At 69.5% G+C, this 20,623-nt stretch carries 19 protein-coding genes and 1 pseudogene; 5 read left to right on the top strand and 15 right to left on the bottom strand.

Features of this window, described 5'->3' with window-relative positions; translation table 11 throughout:
• Positions 1 to 74: 74 nt before the first annotated feature.
• From FRCN3DRAFT_RS51430 to FRCN3DRAFT_RS0213530, 9 genes and pseudogenes are all read right to left on the bottom strand, one after another.
• Entirely contained in the window at positions 75 to 362 is a 288-nt protein-coding gene (locus tag FRCN3DRAFT_RS51430) for a transposase (RefSeq protein WP_084174313.1), read from the bottom strand.
• 227 nt (positions 363 to 589) lie between these two features.
• Positions 590 to 1,771, bottom strand: coding sequence for a cytochrome P450 (locus FRCN3DRAFT_RS0213565; RefSeq protein WP_035924739.1), 1,182 nt, complete (start codon positions 1,769 to 1,771; stop codon positions 590 to 592).
• 503 nt (positions 1,772 to 2,274) lie between these two features.
• Positions 2,275 to 2,406 carry a hypothetical protein gene (locus tag FRCN3DRAFT_RS58150; RefSeq protein WP_007516244.1) on the bottom strand — a complete coding sequence of 44 codons (132 nt, stop codon included), beginning with the start codon at positions 2,404 to 2,406 and terminating at the stop codon, positions 2,275 to 2,277.
• A gap of 64 nt (positions 2,407 to 2,470) precedes the next feature.
• Positions 2,471 to 2,569 (bottom strand): annotated as a pseudogene (locus FRCN3DRAFT_RS52995) (IS6 family transposase); the annotation flags it as partial.
• Between the two features lie 149 nt (positions 2,570 to 2,718).
• On the bottom strand, positions 2,719 to 4,008 hold the full coding sequence (locus tag FRCN3DRAFT_RS0213545; RefSeq protein WP_131803652.1) for a GIY-YIG nuclease family protein: 1,290 nt from the start codon (positions 4,006 to 4,008) through the stop codon (positions 2,719 to 2,721).
• Between the two features lie 693 nt (positions 4,009 to 4,701).
• Positions 4,702 to 4,947, bottom strand: coding sequence for a hypothetical protein (locus tag FRCN3DRAFT_RS54055; protein WP_007516242.1), 246 nt, complete (start codon positions 4,945 to 4,947; stop codon positions 4,702 to 4,704).
• Positions 4,944 to 8,072: an ATP-binding protein gene (locus FRCN3DRAFT_RS54050; protein WP_007516241.1), complete on the bottom strand. Its 3,129-nt coding sequence runs from the start codon at positions 8,070 to 8,072 to the stop codon at positions 4,944 to 4,946. The genes FRCN3DRAFT_RS54055 and FRCN3DRAFT_RS54050 overlap by 4 nt, the downstream gene beginning before the upstream one ends.
• Positions 8,073 to 8,128: 56 nt before the next feature.
• Positions 8,129 to 8,539: a hypothetical protein gene (locus FRCN3DRAFT_RS54045; protein WP_131803651.1), complete on the bottom strand. Its 411-nt coding sequence runs from the start codon at positions 8,537 to 8,539 to the stop codon at positions 8,129 to 8,131.
• 785 nt (positions 8,540 to 9,324) lie between these two features.
• The gene (locus FRCN3DRAFT_RS0213530) at positions 9,325 to 9,783 is read right to left on the bottom strand and encodes a hypothetical protein (RefSeq protein ID WP_007516239.1); all 459 of its coding nucleotides are present in this window, start codon (positions 9,781 to 9,783) and stop codon (positions 9,325 to 9,327) included.
• 132 nt (positions 9,784 to 9,915) lie between these two features.
• Here FRCN3DRAFT_RS0213530 and FRCN3DRAFT_RS0213525 point away from each other — a divergent pair, with 132 nt between their 5' ends.
• Positions 9,916 to 10,167, top strand: a complete 252-nt coding sequence (locus tag FRCN3DRAFT_RS0213525) for a hypothetical protein (RefSeq protein ID WP_007516238.1) — start codon at positions 9,916 to 9,918, stop codon at positions 10,165 to 10,167.
• Positions 10,168 to 10,653: 486 nt separating this feature from the next.
• On the top strand, positions 10,654 to 11,859 hold the full coding sequence (locus FRCN3DRAFT_RS0213520) for a hypothetical protein (protein WP_131803650.1): 1,206 nt from the start codon (positions 10,654 to 10,656) through the stop codon (positions 11,857 to 11,859).
• A 152-nt stretch (positions 11,860 to 12,011) separates the two neighbouring features.
• On the opposite strand, the gene FRCN3DRAFT_RS0213515 is transcribed toward FRCN3DRAFT_RS0213520, so the two are convergent.
• Together FRCN3DRAFT_RS0213515 and FRCN3DRAFT_RS0213510 are read right to left on the bottom strand one after the other, a co-directional pair.
• Positions 12,012 to 12,257, bottom strand: coding sequence for a hypothetical protein (locus tag FRCN3DRAFT_RS0213515; RefSeq protein ID WP_007516236.1), 246 nt, complete (start codon positions 12,255 to 12,257; stop codon positions 12,012 to 12,014).
• Between the two features lie 162 nt (positions 12,258 to 12,419).
• Entirely contained in the window at positions 12,420 to 12,911 is a 492-nt protein-coding gene (locus FRCN3DRAFT_RS0213510; protein WP_007516235.1) for a MarR family winged helix-turn-helix transcriptional regulator, read from the bottom strand.
• A 185-nt stretch (positions 12,912 to 13,096) separates the two neighbouring features.
• On the opposite strand from FRCN3DRAFT_RS0213510, the gene FRCN3DRAFT_RS0213505 reads away from it, so the two are divergent.
• Both FRCN3DRAFT_RS0213505 and FRCN3DRAFT_RS0213500 read left to right on the top strand, forming a co-directional pair.
• Positions 13,097 to 14,044, top strand: a complete 948-nt coding sequence (locus tag FRCN3DRAFT_RS0213505) for an NADP-dependent oxidoreductase (protein WP_007516234.1) — start codon at positions 13,097 to 13,099, stop codon at positions 14,042 to 14,044.
• A gap of 320 nt (positions 14,045 to 14,364) precedes the next feature.
• Positions 14,365 to 14,826 (top strand): VOC family protein, encoded by a 462-nt coding sequence (locus FRCN3DRAFT_RS0213500; RefSeq protein WP_007516233.1) that lies wholly within the window; start codon positions 14,365 to 14,367, stop codon positions 14,824 to 14,826.
• Between the two features lie 2 nt (positions 14,827 to 14,828).
• On the opposite strand, the gene FRCN3DRAFT_RS0213495 is transcribed toward FRCN3DRAFT_RS0213500, so the two are convergent.
• The gene (locus FRCN3DRAFT_RS0213495) at positions 14,829 to 15,542 is read right to left on the bottom strand and encodes a response regulator transcription factor (RefSeq protein ID WP_027140550.1); all 714 of its coding nucleotides are present in this window, start codon (positions 15,540 to 15,542) and stop codon (positions 14,829 to 14,831) included.
• A complete protein-coding gene (locus FRCN3DRAFT_RS44375; RefSeq protein ID WP_035927762.1) occupies positions 15,445 to 16,788 on the bottom strand; it encodes a sensor histidine kinase in 1,344 nt (447 codons plus the stop codon). The genes FRCN3DRAFT_RS0213495 and FRCN3DRAFT_RS44375 overlap by 98 nt, the downstream gene beginning before the upstream one ends.
• Positions 16,789 to 17,751: 963 nt before the next feature.
• Here FRCN3DRAFT_RS44375 and FRCN3DRAFT_RS0213485 point away from each other — a divergent pair.
• Positions 17,752 to 18,465: an LmeA family phospholipid-binding protein gene (locus tag FRCN3DRAFT_RS0213485; RefSeq protein WP_007516229.1), complete on the top strand. Its 714-nt coding sequence runs from the start codon at positions 17,752 to 17,754 to the stop codon at positions 18,463 to 18,465.
• A 473-nt stretch (positions 18,466 to 18,938) separates the two neighbouring features.
• Here FRCN3DRAFT_RS0213485 and FRCN3DRAFT_RS0213480 read toward each other — a convergent pair whose 3' ends face one another.
• Positions 18,939 to 19,379, bottom strand: coding sequence for a hypothetical protein (locus FRCN3DRAFT_RS0213480; protein ID WP_131803649.1), 441 nt, complete (start codon positions 19,377 to 19,379; stop codon positions 18,939 to 18,941).
• Between the two features lie 242 nt (positions 19,380 to 19,621).
• Entirely contained in the window at positions 19,622 to 20,299 is a 678-nt protein-coding gene (locus FRCN3DRAFT_RS0213475) for an IS6 family transposase (RefSeq protein ID WP_007516227.1), read from the bottom strand.
• Between the last annotated feature and the right edge of the window lie 324 nt (positions 20,300 to 20,623).

The raw sequence follows: 20,623 nt of genomic DNA, 5'->3' as shown, positions 1-20,623 counted from the left end.
GGTCAACGTTTCTTGACCATTGGGCAAGGGGGTGTGTGGCTCTTCGCAGTTCGGTAGAAGTCGCTATCAGGTGGTCACTCGACGTGCCCGACGGTTGTAACGGTGTGTAGCCAGAGTGGGCGACTACTCCGGGAGGCGATGTAGCGGGCGCGGCATTGCTGGTTGGTGACGTACGTGAGGCCGAACGCTTGGCGGTAGACCAGTTTGATCAGCCGGTCGACGCCCTCGGTGGTGGCGTTTGGCAGGCCGCGCAGGACGGTGTTGGCGATCTCCTCGCGCCAGGTGGAGACGGTCTCGGCGAGTGCGACGATCTCGGGAACGTTCTCGCCGACGGTGGCGCAGTGGCTGAAGAACCTGGTCAGGGCGTTGCCGATCTGTGAGCGGCTGGTCGGGTGGCCGGTGTGGGTCGACGCAAGCGAGCCACGGTGCCGAGCCAGGCATCATGCGGCGGCGGCCGTCCGACTCGGCGGAGCCGATCACCATCTCGTGAGAATTCGCGCGGGTCGTGGCGTTCCCCTGAAGAGGACCCGCTGGCGGGGAACGCCACAAGGAAGGTCTCCGGGATGCCTGACCGGGACAGCCAGGTGGTTCAGGTATGTGGTGGTGGCTGAGTCAACAGGACGGCGGTGTAGCCGCGCAGGACGAAGGTGGGGCGTTGGACCGGTTCGGCGGCCAGCGTCCAGGTCGGGGCGTGGTCGAGGAGCGCGGCCAGGGCTGTCTGCAACTCGATGCGGGCCAGCGGTGCGCCGAGGCAGAAGTGCAGGCCGGCACCGAAGCCCACGTGGGGGTTGGGGTCGCGGCCCGCGTCGAAGGAGTCCGGGTCGGCGAAGACCGCCGGGTCGCGGTTGGCGGCACCGAGCAGCGCGGCCACCTCGGCCCCGGCCGGGATCGTGACGCCGGCGACCGTGACGTCCGCGGTGGCGGTGCGGATGAACAGGTGCAGCGGCGGGTCGTAGCGGATCATCTCCTCGACCGCGGCCGGGATGAGCGTACGGTCGGCGCGCAGCCTGGCCAGCTGGTCTGGATGCCGCAGCAGGGCCACCACTCCGCCGCCGAGTGCGTTCACCGAGGCCTCATGGCCGGCGTTGAGCAGCAGGATCGCCGAGGCGACCAGCTCGTCGGCGGACAGACGGTCGGTGCCGTCGCGCGCGGCCACCAGGTGGCTGATCAGGTCGTCGCGCGGGTCGTCGCGACGGCGCGCGGCGAGCCGGCGCAGGTAGCCGGCGAACTCGCCCGCGGCCGTGACCGCCGCGGCCTCGGCAGCGGGTGACGGCGCCACCTCATACATCCGCACGATCGCGGCCGACCACGGCCGCAGCCGGTGCCGGTCGGCGCGGGGTACGCCGAGCAGTTCGGCGATGACCGTGACGGCGAGCGGCTCGGCGACGTCGGCGAGCAGGTCGAAGTCGGGACCGGCCGCGGCCAGCAGCGCCGTGGCCTCGGCCGCCACCGCCGGGCGCAGGCGTTCGACGTGGCCGCGGCTGAACGCCTGCGCGACCAGCGACCGCAGCCGGGTATGCGCCGGCGGCTCGTTCTCCATCATCTGGTTGCGGTGCAGCAGGTTGAAGGGCGCGAAGAAAGCCGCAGGCTCCTTGTCCTGCCAGAGCCGGCCCAGGCGGCGGTCGCGCAGCACCGCGCCGACCGCGGCGTGGCTCGCCGCCAGCCACCGGCCCGTGCCGGCGTGCCAGCTCACCGGGGCGCGCTCCCGCAGCCGGGCGAGCGTCGGGTACGGATCCCGCAGAAACCCCGGATCGGCGAAGTCAATCTCCAATCGTGGTCCCCCTCCACGCCCGCCACGGTGGGAGCCCACCGTAGAACGACCTCCGTGGCTTCCTACGCTCCCAGGCCCACGGCCCGCTCGCCGCCGACTTCCTCGAGACCGTGACCCTGACCGGGACGCGTCTCTACCTCCTCGCCGTGATCGAACACGCCACCCGAGGCATCCGGATCCTCGGCGCCACCGCGCGCCTCACCGGGGCGTGGGTGACCCAGGCCGCCCGTAACCTCGCCATGGACCTCCACGACGCCGGCTCCGCCGCCCGCTACTTCATCCGCGACCGGGACGGCAAATACCCGGCGTTGTTCGACGCGATCCTCGCCGACACCGGGATCACGGTCGTGCGCAGCGGCGTCCGAGCCTCACACATGAACGCGATCATGGAAAGGTGGGTAGGAACCTGCCGCCGGGAGCTCCTCGACCGAACCTTGATCTGGAACCAGCACTACCTCCTGCATGCTCTCCGCGCATACGAGGCGTTCTACAACGATCATCGGTCACATCAGGGCATCGCCGATGCCAGGCCACTCCAACCGCTGCCCGAACCGGTCACCGACCCGGACCGGCTCGCCCACCTCGACATCCGCCGACGCGACCGCCTCGGCGGCATCCTGCACGAGTACGAACACGCCGCCCGACCTGCCCGGACGTACTTTTCGGCAGGTACAGGACCAGCTCGCTGCAACAGCGCCGCTTCTCGACATCCCGGTATGACAGCGCGAACCGCAGATACCAGCGCACGCAGAGCACGATCACCTCGAGCGGGAACCGGAACCCGGCGAACTCCGACACCGGCATCGGCGGGCGAGCGGCAACGAGACACCACTCGATCATGCCTCGACCACCGAGATGGACCACGACATCGGCCCATGCAACAGCGCCCGCTGTTGTTCCTACAGGCCCGACCAAGGCGGAAGCTGAAAGCCGGCCGCAGCAGACTCCTACCGGGTGATGGTGATGGTGAAATTAAGGTGGGTGTTGTTCGCGGCGCGGACCTCGGCTGGCTCGGGTTTATCGCCATATTTCCGCTCATACGACATCGGGTCTTGGGGGGAGTTCCAGGCCGGCGCCTTCTCTTTAATGAGATCGTATTCGAGGGCGCGGGCCAGGCGTTCGTCCAGGTTGGTACCCAGGACGTGGATGGTGGCGGCGGTGCCGATGAACTCGCCAGGCTTGGTCTGCAGGTGCTCCTGGAGGCGGTCGACGGCGTCCCGGGGCGCCGTTCTTCCACCGACGATGCCCACGTAGACGCTCCCGCCCTGGGCGTCGCGGATCTCGTAGACCTGATAACGCTGCGGTGTCTCGGAGTCGATCCGTTCGAAGTCCTGCCTGGCGCCGGCGACGCGGTAGTTGACGAAATCGGCGCGGAAGTCCCGCTCCACGCGGGCGCGCGGGCCGCTGTCCTTGCCCGCCGAGCCGGTCCCGTCGGAGCGCGGCGAGGCATTGAAGTCGTCGCCCACGCCTCGGCCGCCAGGACCCCCGGAGCCGCCCTCGGCCTGGCCGGCGCGGACCTTCCGGGCGGCGTACGCCATCCCAAGCTCCACGAGCACGGACACGCCGTCCGCCAACCGGCCCAGCCTCTCGGCGTCCTCGGCCGAGGCGCCAGCCAGGAGGGCCGTGCCGCGCACGACGCCGCCGAGCGCGCTGTCGGGCGGCTGGTATTCCGCGACCTTGTTCGCCGTCTCGACGGCGTTCGTGGAGATACGGCCGCTCGGCTGGAGGTACAGGGTGTTGTCCTGCTCAGACTCGGACAGGATGCGGCGCAGCATGGCCGGCGGAAGGTCGCGCACGGCAGTCGCCGGGTACTTCCACCAGCCGCCAAGGCCGTACTTCTCCATGAACGCGCCGTTCGTCATGTTCACCTTGTCCCTGATCTGCTCGCGGGAGGTGCCCATCTCGGCCAGCTTCTGGTCGTCGGCTTCCCGCTGCCGGGCCGCCGCGCGGTCGGCGTCGGACTGGTCGACCCCGCCCGCACCGCCGCCCGACTTCGCCCCACCAGCACTGCCATCGGACGGCTTCGCCCCGCTGGGCGCCTTCTCCGACGACTTCGCACCGCCACCATCCGCAGACCTGCCACCACCAGCACCGCCACCCGCCAGTTGGCCGCCACCCTTGCCAGGGGCCGTCTCGATCTTCTGTTCGGGGAACATCCACTTCTTGATCGACTCGTTCCAGGTCGGCGTGCCTTTGAGGTGCGGGAAGCCGTGCGAACGGAAGTAGGCGCCGGCCACCTCGGGGGACCCCCTGCCATTGCGCAGGTCGTCCTCCAGCTTCCGCTCGCTCGGGCTGGCTGGCCGCGTCCGGAAATCCTTCGTGCCGTGCGGCTTGGCGGTCTTGTCGGCCGCATTCTGGCTATACGGTGCGGGGCCGCGGCCCAGGTTGTCGTGGGCGGCTTTGTTGGACGCGTCGGCGGCGTTGGAAGTACGGTTCAGATCGCCGCGCTCGGACCGGCTCGCGGCATCCCTACCGGCAGCTGCGCCGTACGCCGACTGCCCGGCATCACGAGCCGCGGGCCGCCCGCTGCTGTCCGTTGGCTGACTCGACTCGCCGGCCGGTTGGACGTCGCTGTGGCTGGCCGCGTCGGGGCCGCCGGTCAGATCGCCGCGCTCGGACCGGCTCGCGGCATCCCCGCCGGGGACTCCGCCGTACGCCGGCTGCCCAGCGGCCGTATCCCGGTTGGCCGCGACGCCGTCGGACCTATCCCGGGCCCCATGTTCGGGTCCGGAATCCGTGTCGGTTCCAGCCCCGTCACGGTACGTCTCGTCATGAGACTCGCCCTCGTGAGGGCCGTCCTGCGCCGCGGAGAAGCCGGCAGAACCGAGGTCGCCGCGCTCGGACCGAGAGGCCGAGTCCGAGCTCTGCCCGGTGTCGGTCCTCGATGAGCTGGCCTGCTCGCTCCGACTCTCGCTCACTGCGCCCTCGCCTCAGCCGATCCGTCTCCTGAGCATCGTCCTCAGCTCTCGTTCCAGCTGCTCGTTGTTCTCTCGCCTCTTCTTCTCAAGTTCCTCATCTTCTTTCTTGGATGAATCTCCGCTGTGATCATCCTGGGGACCTGGCTGCGTGCCGCCTCCCTCACCCGAACCAAAATTCAGGATCGCCGAATAGTCCTCCGTACGAGGCCGATCACTGTCGTCGTCGGAGGTGCCGCCGCCCGGGTTGTCGGTGCTCATATGCTCGACTCCGTGAGCACGCGGGCGAGGATCCGCCGCGCGGTTCTGGGGGACTTACGCGGGTCCGCGGCGAGCATCTGCTGCTCGAAGCAGAGGCACACCCTCTTCGCACTCGCGACGATGTCGTCGGCGAGCTGCGCCGGCAGGTTCTCCTCGGGAAACTCCGTGATCTCGTAGGCGGCGTCCTGGCAGACGTCCCAGGTCTGCTTCCGCCGGGGCCCGCATGGTCCGGCGTCCGCGCTGTCCGCGGTGTCCGCGCCCAGCCACGACTGCTGGTACCGCCCGCTGGCCACGACGTCGGCGACGGCCGAGCGGTACAGGCACAGCGGCGGGTCCTGGGCGCAGACCATCTCGCAGACCGGGTAGGGCGCGAACGTTCGTTGGTGCAGGCGGCGGGCGGCGGCCTGAAACGCCGCTCGCCGGCGCGCTGTCGCCGCGCCGGCGCCGCCGTCGACCTTGTCGAGGAGCATCTCGCGCAACAGCTCCTCCACCTGCGCCGTGTCGGCGTAGGTCCACGCCCCCTGCGCTCCGCGCCGCTCGGCATACCAGTCGGCGCCGTGCCCGGCCACCGCGCGCAGCAGCTCGTGCTCGCCCATCTCCGGTGGCCGGCGGGCGCTGACGACGGCCGCCAGGTCCCCCCACAGCCGGTCGAGCGCGCCACTCTCCTCGATGGTGGCGAGGACGACGCGGGCGATGGTGCGTTGGACATAGTCGTCACCGGTCATGCGCCGGGCGGCGGCGCACGCCTCCGGCGCGTCCGCGCAGGTGTCCGCGCAGAACGATCTCGGCAGGAAGAGTGTTGCCATCGCCGCGTCCTGGCGCCAGCCGGCCATGTGCCGGGCGACGTCGCCGTCCGCGGGCCAGGTGGTCGTCAGCCGGTCCTTGACCAAAGGAATCCGCACCAGCATGGGGGCGTCCTCGCCGGTGCTGAACACGGCCGCCTCGCCCACGCCGAGGGTGGCCAGGGCGCGGATCTGGTCGTCGTCCATCACCATGGCGCGGCCCATCGCCTCCCGGTCGTCCGCGGAGACGATCCGATGGGCGATCTTGAGGTCGGTGTTCTTCATGACGCCGGCGGCGAGCTGGACCGGGATCTGGTCGGCAGCGATCACGCCCTGCCCGTAGGCGCGGATCTCGGACAGCAGGTTGGAGAACGTCTCGACGGCCTTGCCGCGTGGGTCCGCGGACTCCTCCGAGGTGGTCGGCTGGACGTTGGCGAGCAGCCGGTGCGCCTCCTCGATCACCAACAGGTGGGCCAGGCTCGGCCGCTGCCCCTGCGCCCGCCGGTACTCCGCCAGCCGGATGAGGATCAGCGCCGCGAGGAAGGCCTTGTCGCCGTCGTCGCCCAGTGCCTCCAGTTCCAGCACAGTCGGCTGCCCGAACAGTTCCTCGCAGGGCAGGGAGCGGACGACGTCGAGCATCGCGCCCTTGCCGCCGGCGCGCAGCCCCTCCAGACGGGTGACCAGGGCGGCCCGCATGTCGCCAGCGATCCGGTCCTCGTAGCCGAGTGTCGGGATCACGTCCTTCACCTTGGCGGTGAGGTCGGCCAGGGTCGGGTACGCGAGCGCGGTCTCGTCGCCCGGCCGCAGCCTGGAGTTCTCGTTGGTGCGCAGGTCCCAGCCGCGGTCGGTGTAGACCTCGTGCAGGCAGCGCTCGAGGATCTGCGGCAGCGGTGTCCACATCCCGAAGGCAGCGGTGAAGGCGGCCCGGACGAGGTCAAGGTGCTCGCTGACGGCGGTGCCGGTGGGGACCTCGAACGGGTTGAGTAGCAGTGGTGAGGCGAGCTTCCCGGCGGTGAACACCCGCAGGCGCGGCCCGATGGTGGGGTGCGCGAGGAGCGCCCGGTATTCGGTCTTCGTGGGTTCGACCACGAGGAACGGCACCTGCGCGCGGTCCGCGGCGGCCAGCAGCGACAGCACGGTGTTCGACTTTCCGGAGCCCGTGACACCGGCGACGAACGCGTGCCGGGTGAGCGAGGCGAGACTGACCCGGTACTCGCTCGCCAGTTCCCTTCCCCGCTGCACGATCCGCCCGACCGGCAGCCCGTCCGCGCGCCCGTCGGCCGGGGCCGTGTCGAACCGGGCCACGGTCTCGACCATGAAACCGGGCGTCTCCAGTTCCGGCAGGTGGGCGTAGGCGGCCAGCTGCGTCGTGGTCAGCAGCGACTGCAGCTCGAAGGGCCGCCGGTACAGGCCGGGGCCGGGCTCGCCGGGCTGGTCCGGCAGTGCCCAGTCCTGGGCGAGGTCGACCGCTTCGGGCAGGTCGTGCACCCGTACCGGTTCCGGCAGAGACCGCACTCCGGAGAAGACACTGCGCCAGGCCGCCGCGAGCCTCGGGTAGCTCTGATCGTCGCCGAGCAGGTACACACCGGTACGCCAGGCACCGGTGGCCAGTCCGTCCCCGAGGTGCGTGAGGGTCGCCTTCAGCAGATCGACGTAGTGCTCGGCCAGCGGGCTGGGAGCGCCCTCCGCCTCGGCCTCGGTCGCGATGGCCCGCAGCTCGTTGAGGACCTGCTGGCGCACCCGCGCGACGCCGTGTTCGGACAGGGGGTGCGCGAGCACCAGCATCGACCAGGTCGTGCCGCTGAGGGCGGCGATGATCCGGTCGATCGGCGCGGAACCGTCCTGCTCCTGGATACCGGTGGGGTCGGGCACACCGAGCGCGAACCCGCCGAGCGGGGCGCCGCCGTGCATCGGTCCGGCGGGAAGTGGGCTGCTGACTGTCGCCGGCTCTTCCTCGGCGCTTGTCGAGCTGTAGAGACCAGCCAGCACCGCCGCCAGCACGTCCCGTCGACGGTCCTGGGTCTCCGTCGGTGGTGCTGTCGACGACCACGTGCCCAGCCGTACCCGCACCCCGGCCGGGGTGCCGTCGATCTCGAACGCCAGCGGGACCCGGTGCCCGTACAGACCGGTGATCAGATCTGCGGTACGAGCCCGCCAGGGCTCCTCCAGCTCCCGAGGCTGGGGCCGTCGCGGGTCACGGTCCGAGCGGCCCACCCCGCGTATCCGCAGGATCCGCCGCGCGTCGGGATCGCCGACGGTGAACGGCACCTCCAGGCTGGGTGCCACGGACATCCGCTGCAGATAGTCGACGCTGTCGGTGGTGACGCCGGTGGGCATCGTCATGAACGCCTCGCACTCCTCACCCGCCCGACCAGCGAGCCGGGTTCGTCAGGACGCTTTCAGCACATCGGCGGTCTGATTCCCTCATGCGCGGCCTGTTCGCAGAAATTCTGCGTCTGAGAATGCTCCGAGTAGATCGCGAAACCACCGATCACCACCGCCATGGCCACCAGGGCGGCCAGGCAGATCAGCAGCATCTTCTTTATCGACCGGCCCTTGACGGCCCCGCCCGTCGTCAGGTTCTCCATCCGCTGGCTGTGTAGCGTGCCGTCCTTCCACTGGCCGGACACCAGGATCTCATCACCGTCACCGAGGGCTCCGTCAAAACCGATCGTCCGCATCTGAACGGGAACCGGGCGAAGCCGGTTGCCGTCGGTGTCGTAGCGCTCCAGCCGGAAGGTCAGGACGGTGGACGACTGGTTGTCCCCGTAGCTTTCCTGGCGTTGCGTGATTCCGCGCGCCTGGCCCACGACCGTGGCGTACCCCTGGCGCACCTCATACCAGTCACCACTGTCCCGCCGTCCCGCCGGCTGGACGGTCTGCGACCTGTCCGCCACATCCCGCGCGGCACCCGACGACCTCTCCGGCCGTCTGCTCCGCGCCGGGCCGGCGTCAGCCCACCAGTCCGCGTCATAGGACGTCATGGATGGGTCGTCGGACCGCGGCGGCACCCGGTAGCCGGAACGATCAGGTTCGGAGCGTCCGCCGGCCGCGGAAGGATCGGAGCCATCGATGCCATTGCTCATCTGCTTCTCCCCACTCCACGGCGGGGCCCGAGCGGGACAAAGCCGGACCGATGAATGCCATATCCACCTGCCCCATACCCGGCAGCAGGCGCGTGACTCCTCGGCCACGGAACGCTCGGACAGTTGCCGCCACACTGCCTTGGAAAGCTACAAAACGCGACGAAGCCGACGCGGGCGACGTTGCGCAACACAATCACTGCACGTCACCACCGAATGTGCGCCAGAGCCGATCACGAGACATTCCCGACCCCGGCTGGAGCCTCTGACCTGCGGGAACAGCCTCTGATCAAGCCCTTGCCAAGTGCCGACTGATCACCAGGCGCTGGATCTGATTCGTCCCCTCGAATATTTGCATGAACTTGCCCTTTAGAGATCGACATGCCGCTTGACCTGCGTCGATGCGCCACTGGTGGCGGAGGGACTCGTACGTAGCCACGCCCTATCCACGGCGTCAATGGGCATCTACCTCCGTCTTCGGCGCGACAGGAGTCTCCGCTTCCAGCCGAGGTTCAGGCCCGCGCTCGGGATCCGCTCCCCTGCCGGGCGGGCCGCCCGCCTCGGGCTGGCTCGACCTGGCCGCCGCCGTTCACGACACGCTGCAGATAGCCCATCAGGATGAGCTGCGGGGCGGCCTCGCTGTAGTAGCCGCTGCTGGTAAGGAACTCCCCGTTCTCGACCCACCAGTCCGCGAACTCGTCAAGCATCTTGGGAAGATCGAATGTTCTGTCGGGGCGGATAAACGAGTGCGGGTTCGCCGTCACGCTTTCCTGGATACTCGACGACAGAACCCGGGCTATGACCTCACGGTAGATCGGGTTCGCCGGCCGTACCGGAGCGGTGGGCGCGATGAGGCCGAGGTCCCGGACGTAGCTGAGGTCGTCGTCGTAGGCATCGAGGACGAGCGGATCGCCCGCGAGAAGCGGGCCGATGACCTTGCGAACCCGCGGCTCGGCAAGTTTTGCCGCCACCTCGCGTCAATGCGGCTGGCCTGGTCAGACCTGTCAGGCATCACCTGCGAGTTGCGGATCCAGGCCTACCACCGCCGTGCCACGTCGGTCTTCAGGTGCTCAGCTGTTCAGGGCTACTCAGGGAGGCCTGCCATGAACATCGACGATCCCCTCGACCCACCGACGGATCCCGCCGCACGCTCCGCCTACCTCCGGCAGCGAGCCGAGCTCGCACGTCAACGCACGCAAAGACTGACGACGACGATCAGCCGGACCACCTACCAGTCGGACCCGGCAATCCGCAGCCAGGTCAAGGCGATCCTCGCACCGCCACCCACCGAACGCCTCGAGATGCTCATGGACGAGCCCGCCGTCTTCACCGACGCCCGCCTGATCACCGAGTGACGGACAAAACCCGCCCGCCCCCGCCTCCAGCTCTCCGGGATGCACGGCATGGTCGCCGAACACCAGGTCCCGTACGCCATCGTCGGAGGAGCCTGCACACGCCTCCAGGACACTCCTCAGCTCACCGGCGGCCTGGACATCGGGCCGGACCCGGACACTCCCCCTGGCGCTCTCGCCGGGCAGCGGGAGGGACTGTTCCGGGACCGCCGTGTCGTGATGGTGGCTGGCCTCACCGGCGGGTGCCTCCCGCAGCCGCCCGATCCGGCTGACTTCCTGGGACGAGCCGGGCGCCGGGCGGCACGCTGCGGTAGTGACATACCGGAGATTGCGGGCGGATATTCCGACTTTCTTCGTTCGGCTCCCGGAGCCACCGGGTGGGCGGGCATTATGCGCTGGGCGGCGGGCGCCCTTACCCACCATCCCGGCGCATTGTCACTGGCGTGCGCCACGATGACCCAATGGCGCACCAGGTGGAGGATGCGGGCGATGGCAGAACGCACGGCGGCGCAGCGAGTGCCGTTCGGCTTCGACGACTACGCGAACCAGACCCAGAGGAACGAGATTGCCAATCTTCTCGCCAACCTGCAGGAACTCGAGGAGATGGCGCGGGCGGCGCAGGCAGCACAGGCGAACGCGGAGACGCTCGCCAAGATCACCGAGTTGAAGACAAAGACTTCGGCCATGTTTGCCGACATCTATCAGAACGTGATGGCCCGCTCGGCGGTCGCAGAGCAGGACTTCGCGCGGCATGACTATCGCACCGCGTTCACCGGCGTGTCGCTCGGCACGGAGGAGGAGTTGCCAGCGTTCGTCCGCATGTCGGCGAGCGACTGGAACCTGTTCGGGACCGTGACCCGGCTCGGCGACCAGGGGGTGCTCGTCCAGATCACGAAGGATCTCCAGGTGAGCCCGGGCGTCTTCACGATCGAGCTCCGGACGACGCCGACCGAACGGGCCGACGACGACGGCTGGGACAGGCGCGTGCGCGCTCTGCGGGCCGTGATCTCGACGATCGAGCAGTCGGTCGGGCGCGCGTTGGTGACCCAGGAGGTCGGCGCCTATCAGATCACTATCTTCAACCCAGGACAGGTCGTGCACCGGATCGACGGCGGCGGGTCCGTCCAGGGAACGTCGAAGCATGCCACGGTCGGCGTCCCCGCACTGGAGATCGGCACCGGGGTCACGGCGGCCGACCGCGCCAAGTTCCAGGTCCACCAGTACCTGACCCTGCCGTGGTACGTGGAGAGGTTCACCGGTGACCCCGGCCTGGGCACGCTGGACGAGCGCGAGAAGGTCGGCTACGCGCTCGTGATGTCCGCGGTCCTGAGGCTGGCCCAGGTCTGGACCAAGCACCCCCGGGCGCTGAACCTCCTGGCGGCCAAGACCATGTGGGAGGTCCTGCCCAAGACGCCGCCGGCGCGGATCCTCGCCGCGATGCGGCCGGCCGTGCGCCCGGCGGCCGACGCGGCGATCGGCGGGCGAGCGGTGCCCGCCTGGGCCGGCGACTGGGGCTCCGGGGCCGTGCCGTCGGCTCAGACCTGGGGCGAGGCCCGCGCCCACATCCTCGGCGAGGGTCCCCTGGGCGGCCACGCCCCGGCGGCCTCGACGATCAACGGCCACCCTGCGATGGTGTTCGAATACCGGGCCAACCTCCCTGACGCCTTCGCGCACGCCTGGTGGCATCGGGCCTGAAGCGTCCTCCCGCACCGCCGGCGGCCAGATCGTGGCCTTGGCCGCCGGCGGGCGCGCACGTGGCCGCGGTGGAGCGGGCCGTGCAGAGCCTTAGGGTGGGACGAACGTGTAGCCCCGGCTCTTCCAGTGCCACTTCAGGCAACGTTGCCCGGTCAACGATTTGGCGTAGTCGCTGATCTGTTGTAGCCGTAACTCTGGGTACCAGCGCCGGCGACGCCGGACCCGGTGATTGTGGTCGAGGTCAGGTTGTCGTTGTCGTCGTATCCGTAGGTCTGGGCGCGCAGCGTCCCGCCGGGGCCGCTGGCCGTGTCGGAGGTGATCCGGCCGAGCTGGTCGTAGTCGAAGGCCCGGATCGCGCCGGTGCCGCCGTGGTAGTCGATGGAGGGGCACTGTTGCATCCAGGCAAGCCGGGAGATCTTGGCCGTAAATCTTCTCGCGACCAGGCGTTCTGACGGCTCGACCGACCGCCCCCGCGAGTCCGATCGGTGGTCCCCGCGGGCTTCGCGCGACAAAATTTCCTGTCAAGATCGCCTGGCTTCGCCGGATGCAACAGTGCCCTGTCAGCTGGTGAGCTTGTCGAGGTCGCTTCCGGCGGGGTCGACGGTGTGAGCGATGCGGCGCCCGATGTCGCCCAACTGCCGCTGCTGCGTGCGAGTGAGGGGATCGAAGACCAGGGCGCGGACTGCTTCGACGTGCCCGGGGGCGGTCGCGACGACTTTCTCCCGGCCCGCGTCCGTGAGGATCGCCAGGGTGTAGCGACCGTCGCCGGGGTCCGGTGCGCGGCGTACCCAGCCCGCCTTCTCCAGCCGCCCGATCACGTGAGAAAGCCGGGAGAGTGATCCGTTGGCGAAGACGGCCAGGACGCTCATCCGCAGGGTGCACCCGGGGGCTCCGGACAGCCCGGCCAGCACCTGGTACTCGAAGTGGCTGATCCCAGCGTCCCGCTGGAGCTGGTCGTCGAGTGCGGCCGGAAGCCTGATCAGCACCCTGGCCAGGGTCAGCCAGATCTGCATCTCCTCGTCGGTCAGCCAGCGCGGCTGCTGCGCGTCCACGCCATCAGCCTAGCTTGAACCATCAACCAAACCAACCCGTTGGTCACTTGACACTTCAAGTGATGCTCTCTAGGTTTGAGTTGAAGCTTCAACTTGAGCACTGGCCGGCCGCGGCGAAGAGCCGAGCCGCGACACTCACCCACCCGCCTGGGTCGTCATCGATCCCGATCTGCTACGGAGCACACATGCGCGCATTGAATGTCCCGGCCGCGGGCGAGCAGCCTCGTCTGTCCGACCTGCCCATCCCGGGACCGATCGAGGACACGGTCCTGGTCCGGGTGAAGGCGGCCGGTCTCAACGCCCTCGACAACGCCCTGGCCGCCGGGATGATGGCCGAGATGCTGCCGCACATGTACCCGCTGGTCCTCGGCCGTGACGCCGCGGGCGTCGTCGAGGCGGTCGGAGCCGGCGTCACCCACGTCGCCGTCGGCGACGAGGTGATCGGCCACATGCTGCTAGCTCCGCCGATCCAGGCCGGCACCCTCGCCGAGTACGCACTGCTGCCCGCCGCCGCGGTCACCCGCAAGCCAGCCGGTCTCAGCTTCACCACGGCCGCGGCGCTTCCCCTCGCCGCGGCCGCCGCCAAGGCCGCCGTCGACGCCGTCGAGCCCGAGCAAGGCCAGACTGTCCTCGTCGTCGGCGCCAGCGGTGGCGTGGGTTCCTACGTCGTCCAACTGCTCGCGGCCCACGGCGTCACGGTCGTGGCCACCAGCACCGCGGTGGACGCCGATCGACTGACCGCGCTGGGTGCGACCATCGTCATCGACTACACCGCCGGCTCAGTCATCGAGCAGGTGCACGCCGCGTATCCCGACGGTGTCGACGCCCTGATCGACCTCGTCGCCTACACCGCCGACAGTGCACCCCTCGGCGCGGTCCGCAAGGGTGGCAAGGTCGCCAGCACCCTGGGCGCCGCCGACGAACAGGCCCTCGCCGCCGTCGGTCTGACCGGCACCGGCGTCATGGCCGCTCCCGTCCGTGAGGTCGTCGCGGAGCTCGCCGAGCAGGCCGCCGCCGGCAGGTTGAAGGTCGACGTCACCACCGTCCTGCCCCTCGAGCAGGCCACCGACGGGCTCGCCACCCTCGCCAGCGGCACCGCCCGTGGAAAGATCGTCGTCGAGATCGACGACTGACAGGACGCGCCCCGCTCCGTCAGCCCAGAACCGGAGGCACACCCGTACGGCCGGTGACCCCGGCTGGTACCTGCCCACCACGAAACGGCGTGGCACCAGCCGGGGTCCTCCGAACAGGGCCGCAGACATCTCCAGCCCGGGCAGCGGGGCTGCCTTGGATCGCCGGTCCTCTCGGCGTCCGCCGCCAGGTCGGAGACGCTCGCGACGGCTTCGCAGTACGGATCCCGGTAGCCACGGACGTCAGCTCGCGGCGCGACCACGTCCCTTCAATCCGCTGGCAAACAGATCAATTCGCCCCTCGGCCTATCGGGAGACCTGACGTGGAGATCAAAGAGCTCGGACACCTCGTCCTGTATGTGCGCGACCTGGACCGGTCGGCCCACTTCTACCGTGACATCCTCGGCTGGCGCCCGGCCTACTCGGGCGACGGGCCCCTGCCCTACCGCGGGATGGCTTTCAACGCTGGCGGCCGTACCCACCACGAGCTGTTGCTCCTCGAAGTCGGCCAGTCCGCGGCCCCCCTGCAGCGCGGACGTCACGTCGGCCTCTACCACTTCGGGCTGAGGGTCGGCACAAGCGATGACGAGCTGCGGGAGGTTCTCGCGACCTTGGTGGCCAACGACGTTCCCATCCACGGGGCCACTGACCACGGGCTCACCCACAGCCTGTACCTCTCAGACCCCGACGGCAACGAGATCGAACTGTTCATCGACGTACCCGGCGTCGACTGGGAAGACCCCGCGCACTGGAGCGCCCCGACCGCCCGACCGCTGCGCCTGTAACGCTAGTGCCGCCCCTGACAAGGCCGGTTCCGTTCCGCCTCGGGTCGGCGAGGCTGAATGGCCAGGCCCGTCTGGTAGGCGATGACGACGAGTTGGGCGCGGTCGCGGGCGTGGAGTTTGGTCATAGCCCGATGGACGTGGGTGCGGGCGGTGAGTGGGCTGATGACGAGGCGGGCCGCGATCTCGTCGTTGGAGTAGCCCTCGGCGACGAGCGCTACTACCTCTCGTTCGCGGGTGGTCAGGACGTTCAGCGTGTCGGAGGTCGCGCGGGCGGTGCTGGGTTCGGGCACGGCGAGAAAGCGGGTGATCAGCGCGCGGGTTGCGGCGGGCGAGAGCAGCGCGTCGCCAGCGGCCACCAGCCGGATCGCGGACAGCAGTTCGTCAGCGCCGACGTCCTTGCCGAGGAATCCACTGGCACCGGCGCGCAGTGCCTGGGCGACGTACTCGTCGAGTTCAAAGGTGGTCAGGATGAGGATCCTGGTGGCGGCCAGGTCCGGGTCGGCGCCGATGGTGGCGGTCGCGGTCAGGCCGTCGGTGCCGGGCATCCGGATGTCCATGAGGACGACGTCCGGGCTGTGCTGACGGGTGCGGGTGACTGCCTCTGCGCCGTCGGCGGCCTCAGCGACGACCGTCATGTCCGCCTGGGAGTCGATCAGCATCCGGAATGTCGCCCGCAGCAGGGCCTGGTCGTCGGCGAGCAGTATGCGGATCGTCATCGGTCCCTGTCTTCGTCACGGGGGTGGGCTGCAGTGGAAGACACATGGCCACCTGGAAGCCGCCCTCGGGTCGAGGGCCGGCGGTCAACTCGCCGCCGACCGAGCGGGCACGTTCGCGCATGCCGATGAGGCCGAATCCGCCGGTCGCCTGCCCGCCGCCGGTCGCATCCGGCTCCTCCTGGGTGGCGGCTGTCGTGGGGTGCGGCCGCCTGGTCGCGGCGCCGTCGTTGATGACGCTCATGGTGAGCATGTCGCGGTAGTAGGTGATCTGTACGTGTGCGGTGTTGGTGGCCGCGTGTTTGGCCACATTGGTCAGTGCCTCTTGGATGACGCGGAACGCGGTCAGATCGACTCCGGGGGACAGCGGCCTCGGATTCCCGGCCACGTCGACGGTGACCGTGAGCCCGGCCGCGGCGAGCGCGGCGGTCAGGTCGGGTAGCCGGCCAAGTCCGGGGGCGGGTTCCAACGGCGCGTGTGGGCTGTCGTCGGCGCGGAGCAGGCCGACGGTGGCCTTGAGGTCCCGAAGCGCGGCCGAGGTGGTCGCGGTGAGGCCGGTCAGGATCTCCCTGGTCTGCTCGGGGCGGGTCGTGGAGAGGTGGGCGGCGGTGCTGGCCTGGGCGTTGGCCAGGGTGATGTGGTGGGCGACGACGTCGTGCAGTTCGCGGGCGATCCGGGTGCGCTCGTCGATCACACGCCGGTGGGCCTCCTGCTCCCGGGTGTGCTCGGCGTGCTCGGCGCGGGCCCGCTCGGCGGCCAGGTAGCCACGGCGTAGCCGCGCGGTGTTACCGAGTGCGGCGGGGAGTATCAGCCACGCGATCGGACCGATGGTCTTCAGCACCAGCGGGTAGCTGGCTGGGTCACCGATCAGCGCCGCCGTCACGACGACAGTGGCGGTGGCGCCGGTGAACACGATCGCGGTCCTGCGGTCGGTGTGGTCGGCCAGCCAATAGAGAGCTGCCATAGCCGGGGCGATCAGCAGCATGCTCAGGAGGTAGCCGTGCAACGCCATGCCTGCAGTGCAGACGGCAACAACCGTCACGACCGTGCGTGGCCGCCGTTCGTGCCATAGCAGCGCCAGGCAGGAGATCGCGGCGAGTATCACCGCCGGCCAGGCGGAGTCCGGGCGGGTGTCCTTGCCGGGAGCGAGGCGGCTACCGGGCCCGGCCGCGACGAACATCAGCAGTGCGACCACCGCTGTGGCCAGCCCGTGGTGGTCGCTCGCGAACCGTCGCCAGCCCATCGCCATGATCACGAGTTTCGGTCGGGTGCCGTAACTGTGGCGCCTACGGTACGTGTCCGCCGGCCGGTGCGGCACAGCGTCGTCGGGACGGCCCTCGGGGCGGGGAATTCTCATCGGACCGCGGCGGACTCGGCGCACGCGGAACTAGTGGTACCGGGAAGGGAGAACGCCTCGCCGGTAGCCGGCGGTGTCTTCGCTGTGGCGAAGGTAATAGTCGCCGGCACCACCGTCCACAGCGCCACGACATCTCGCCATCGCCGATAGACGAGCCGGCCCAGCCGATACGGGAAACTCGCCACGAAAGGTCTCCGCCTCTTCTCGGGTTCCGTTCCAGGCTGCCCTGCAGACCCCCACCCGGTCGTCATCCCTACGCCGACAGTTCCCCGTACCACGAGTGCAGTACGTACCGCCTGGCAGCGCCGCCAGCAGGAGCCTCGCCGGCTCACGATCCGCCTCGCACCCCGGCGCAGCGTGCGCGACCCACCCGATCCACCGGCTGGACCCGCAGAACCCACCTCCCGCCCAGCCGCCACACCATGACGGCACGCGACGTACGACGAAAGACGTAGCAGGAAATGTCGGCGCGGGGACGACGACGTGCCAGCGGGCTCCGGACAGGCTCGACGAGAAAGCGAAAGCGACGCTGGCACATGACAACCATGTTGCCGGAATTCCGAGCCTCGTCGGACCGCTTCAAGCACGGACAGGAGCGTTGAGAACGTGAATAGCGGGCGAAACAGTCCCCATGAAACTCGGCCCAGACGGCCCTCGACCGGTTCCGCCCCGTCACGGTGGTCCGAGGGCCCCGACACGACCCCGGCCGAGATGGTTGGGCCGGCCAACGTCGGGCCGAGGACCGCCGATCAAACTGATCCCCGAGGGCGCCCGAGGCAGCCCGCGACGACCGAGCCGGCCGACGGACCGCCCGGTCGCCACCGACGGCGCCGCCGGTGGCGACGCGTTCTGCTCGTGCTCCTGGTCGGCCAGCTGGTGCTGCTCGGAGTCGGGGACCGGGTCGCGGCCCACGCGGCGGCCGGCCAGATGGTCAGCCAGATCCAGAAGAGCCAGCACCTGCCGAACCCGCCGACGGTGTCCATCGGTGGCGTCCCATTCCTCACCCAGGTGGCGACCGGCCGCTACCGCGACATCGAGCTCGGCGTCCGCCGGATCGCGGTGCCGACCCTCTGCGTCGATGACATCAAAGTGCACCTGCAGGGCGTCCATGTCCCCCTGCGCAAGGCGATGGCCGACAAACTGACAACCATCTCGATCGACCGCGCCGTCGGCACCGTCCGGATCACCTACCCCGATCTCAACACCTTCCTCTCCACCGAACCCGGACACCTGCGGGTCACCCCCGCCGGCCGCGCCCTCCGGCTCTCAGCGCCGGTCGACGTGCCGATGCTCGGGTCGGTCACCGCGTTCGGTGACCTGCAGGCCAGCGTCACAGACAACCGGCTGACCCTCGCTCCCACCGGCCTCGGCGTCAAGGGCCTGGGCTCCTTCCAGCTCCCGACCGGCGCGGTCGACACCCTCACTACCACTGTGCCGCTGACCGGCCTACCCATGAACCTTCAGCTGACCGCGGCCCGAACCACCCCCGACGGCATAGAGATCACCGCGGTGGCCGACCACCTCTCCCTCGACACCACCCAGACCGGACCCACCATCCACGGATGCTGAACCCCGGGGAGCCGGACAGGGTAGGCGTTCTGCGCGGCCCGCAGCGCGCCGGGACAGGCCCCCGCAGGTAGGCCGAGACCTGCGCGGAGCTGCTCGATCCCCACGTCGCAGGCCCGGTTTCGACTATGTCCGGGACTTCGGCGCCCGGCTGCCTTCCATCGTCATCTCCCGGCTCACCGGTGTCGTCCCGGAGGACCGCCCAGAGGCCCGCCGGATGATCGACCGATTCACCACGACGAGACCGAGGCGATGGCAAGCGAGGGCGTCCTCGCCGCGGCGAGGACGCCCCGGCCCTCCGAATGCAACAGCCCCGGACGGGCTTCAGCAAACGGACTCAGCCGTCCCCAGCGGTCGAGTTCGGTGATCGACCAGGCTAGGCCCGACCATCGCCATGCAGCCGGATCGCCGCGCCGCCACGGAGCCCACAGATGGGCTGGTGCTGACCCGCATCTGACCCGGCGCGGTGTCCGGGCTCACACGCGGTGCGCTCGTATGCTTCCTATGAGTGACGCGACATGAATGGCCAGCAGTAGCAGGCCGAGACCGGTCGCCGACAGCAGGCCCAGACCCGGGCGGCTGTTGGCGACCGGTTCGAACAGGTTGCCTGCCGGATCCGTCATGTAGGCACGGGCAGTCTCGGACCTGACGGTGACGATGCAATGGACAGCCGCGAGCACAGCACACAGGGCGGCGGCGAGGCCGGCCACCCACCATCCGTGAGCAGGCCGCCCGGAAGATGCCGCCCTGGCCAAGACCATCTCCAGCGCGACCGCCACCCCGATGCCCAGCCCCAAGACAGCGGCGATGACAGGGTCGGCATCTGTGAGGACGTCGAGCGCGGTCTCGGCCCCGGTAATGTCGTTGTCCGCCCAGGGCAACAGCACCGCCCCCACGGCCAGAACAATGTGGCCCACTACCAAGACGATCAACGCCTGTGCTCGCAGGATGCCCCTCATGGCAACTCGGACGCATCTCGCCCACGACCGGTTCTGAACTTCGCCCTGAGCACCTCTGCCCGAGCTGCGACCGCGCTGGCAGTCCCCGCCGGAATCCGGGGGCGCATGCATTGAGCTGGTCCGGGGGTGGAGCTTGGGCGGCACTGTTGCATCGAGCCTCGATGCAACAGTGCCCGCCGAAGCGATGGCAAGCTCGAAGATCAGACCACGGCGGCGAGCTCGGAGAACGCGGCCGATAGCCGCAGCCGCGGATCGACGTCGGTGGCGAGTTCGTAGTGGCCGCGGCGGATGTTCTGGATCAAGGCGTGTCCGGTGCTGATCGTCTGAGCGGAGCGCAGGCGTTTCAGCCCGCGCATCGGCCGCAGCCTGGCCTTGAGTCGGCCGTGGTCAGACTCGATCCTGTTGTTCTCCCGAGCGGCGTCGATGTGCCAGGCCTCGGGCAGCATCTCGTCGAGGACCCGCGGGTAGACCAGTGCCTTGTCCGTAGTGACCTCGACCGGCCGGCAGCCATGGGTCAGTGCCTGCTGGAGGAATCGGCGGGCGGCGAGCTGGTCGCGCCGTTCGCTGGCGAGCACGTCGATGACCTGGCCGTGCTGGTCGACGGCCCGGTAGAGATAGGTCCACCTGCCTGCGATCTTGATGTAGGTCTCGTCGACGAACCATCCACTGGCCGGCCGGTGCCGGCACGGCCGGGCCGCCTCGACCAGCAACGGCGTGAACCGGCGCACCCACCGGTACACAGTCACGTGATCAACATCGATGCCACGTTCGGCGAGTAGCTCCTCGACGTCCCGATACGACAACGCGAACCGCAGATACCACCGCACCGCCAGAACGATCACCTCGGACGGGAACCGGAACCCGACCAACTCCGACACCGGGACCGGCGGGCGAGGACGGCAGCGAGCCATCATCCGATCATGCCGCAGTCGCCGCAGAGACCACGGCCCCGCCGGCGCAACAGCGCCCTTGGATGTTATCCTTATGATCGCTCCGGCTCGTCCTCGGCTCTGGACACGGCATTCCCCGAGGACCCTCTGACAAGGGCCGAGAAGCGTTTGCAGCGCCTACATCCCCGGCGGGCCTCCGGCACCGATGTCATCGGTGTTCTCCTCGGCGATCGAGACGAGCCCTGTCCGATCGACCCTCATCCTGCTCGAGTACGCGCCCATGGCCTGATCCGTCGATGTCCTTTCAACCCA

The sequence above is a fragment of the Pseudofrankia saprophytica genome (assembly GCF_000235425.2).
Taxonomy (GTDB): domain Bacteria; phylum Actinomycetota; class Actinomycetes; order Frankiales; family Frankiaceae; genus Pseudofrankia; species Pseudofrankia saprophytica.
The sequence above is the reverse complement of the archived record's forward strand: the minus strand, read 5'-3'. Positions and strand labels throughout refer to the sequence as shown.

Excerpts from the sequence above, each read along its gene's own strand:
- FRCN3DRAFT_RS54055 (WP_007516242.1), bottom strand. The coding sequence starts at position 4,947 with ATGAGCACCGACAACCCGGGCGGCGGCACCTCCGACGACGACAGTGAT.
- FRCN3DRAFT_RS54050 (WP_007516241.1), bottom strand. The coding sequence starts at position 8,072 with ATGACGATGCCCACCGGCGTCACCACCGACAGCGTCGACTATCTGCAG.
- FRCN3DRAFT_RS0213525 (WP_007516238.1), top strand. The coding sequence starts at position 9,916 with ATGAACATCGACGATCCCCTCGACCCACCGACGGATCCCGCCGCACGC.
- FRCN3DRAFT_RS0213520 (WP_131803650.1), top strand. The coding sequence starts at position 10,654 with ATGGCAGAACGCACGGCGGCGCAGCGAGTGCCGTTCGGCTTCGACGAC.
- FRCN3DRAFT_RS0213515 (WP_007516236.1), bottom strand. The coding sequence starts at position 12,257 with ATGCAACAGTGCCCCTCCATCGACTACCACGGCGGCACCGGCGCGATC.
- FRCN3DRAFT_RS0213505 (WP_007516234.1), top strand. The coding sequence starts at position 13,097 with ATGCGCGCATTGAATGTCCCGGCCGCGGGCGAGCAGCCTCGTCTGTCC.
- FRCN3DRAFT_RS0213495 (WP_027140550.1), bottom strand. The coding sequence starts at position 15,542 with ATGACGATCCGCATACTGCTCGCCGACGACCAGGCCCTGCTGCGGGCG.
- FRCN3DRAFT_RS44375 (WP_035927762.1), bottom strand. The coding sequence starts at position 16,788 with ATGGCGATGGGCTGGCGACGGTTCGCGAGCGACCACCACGGGCTGGCC.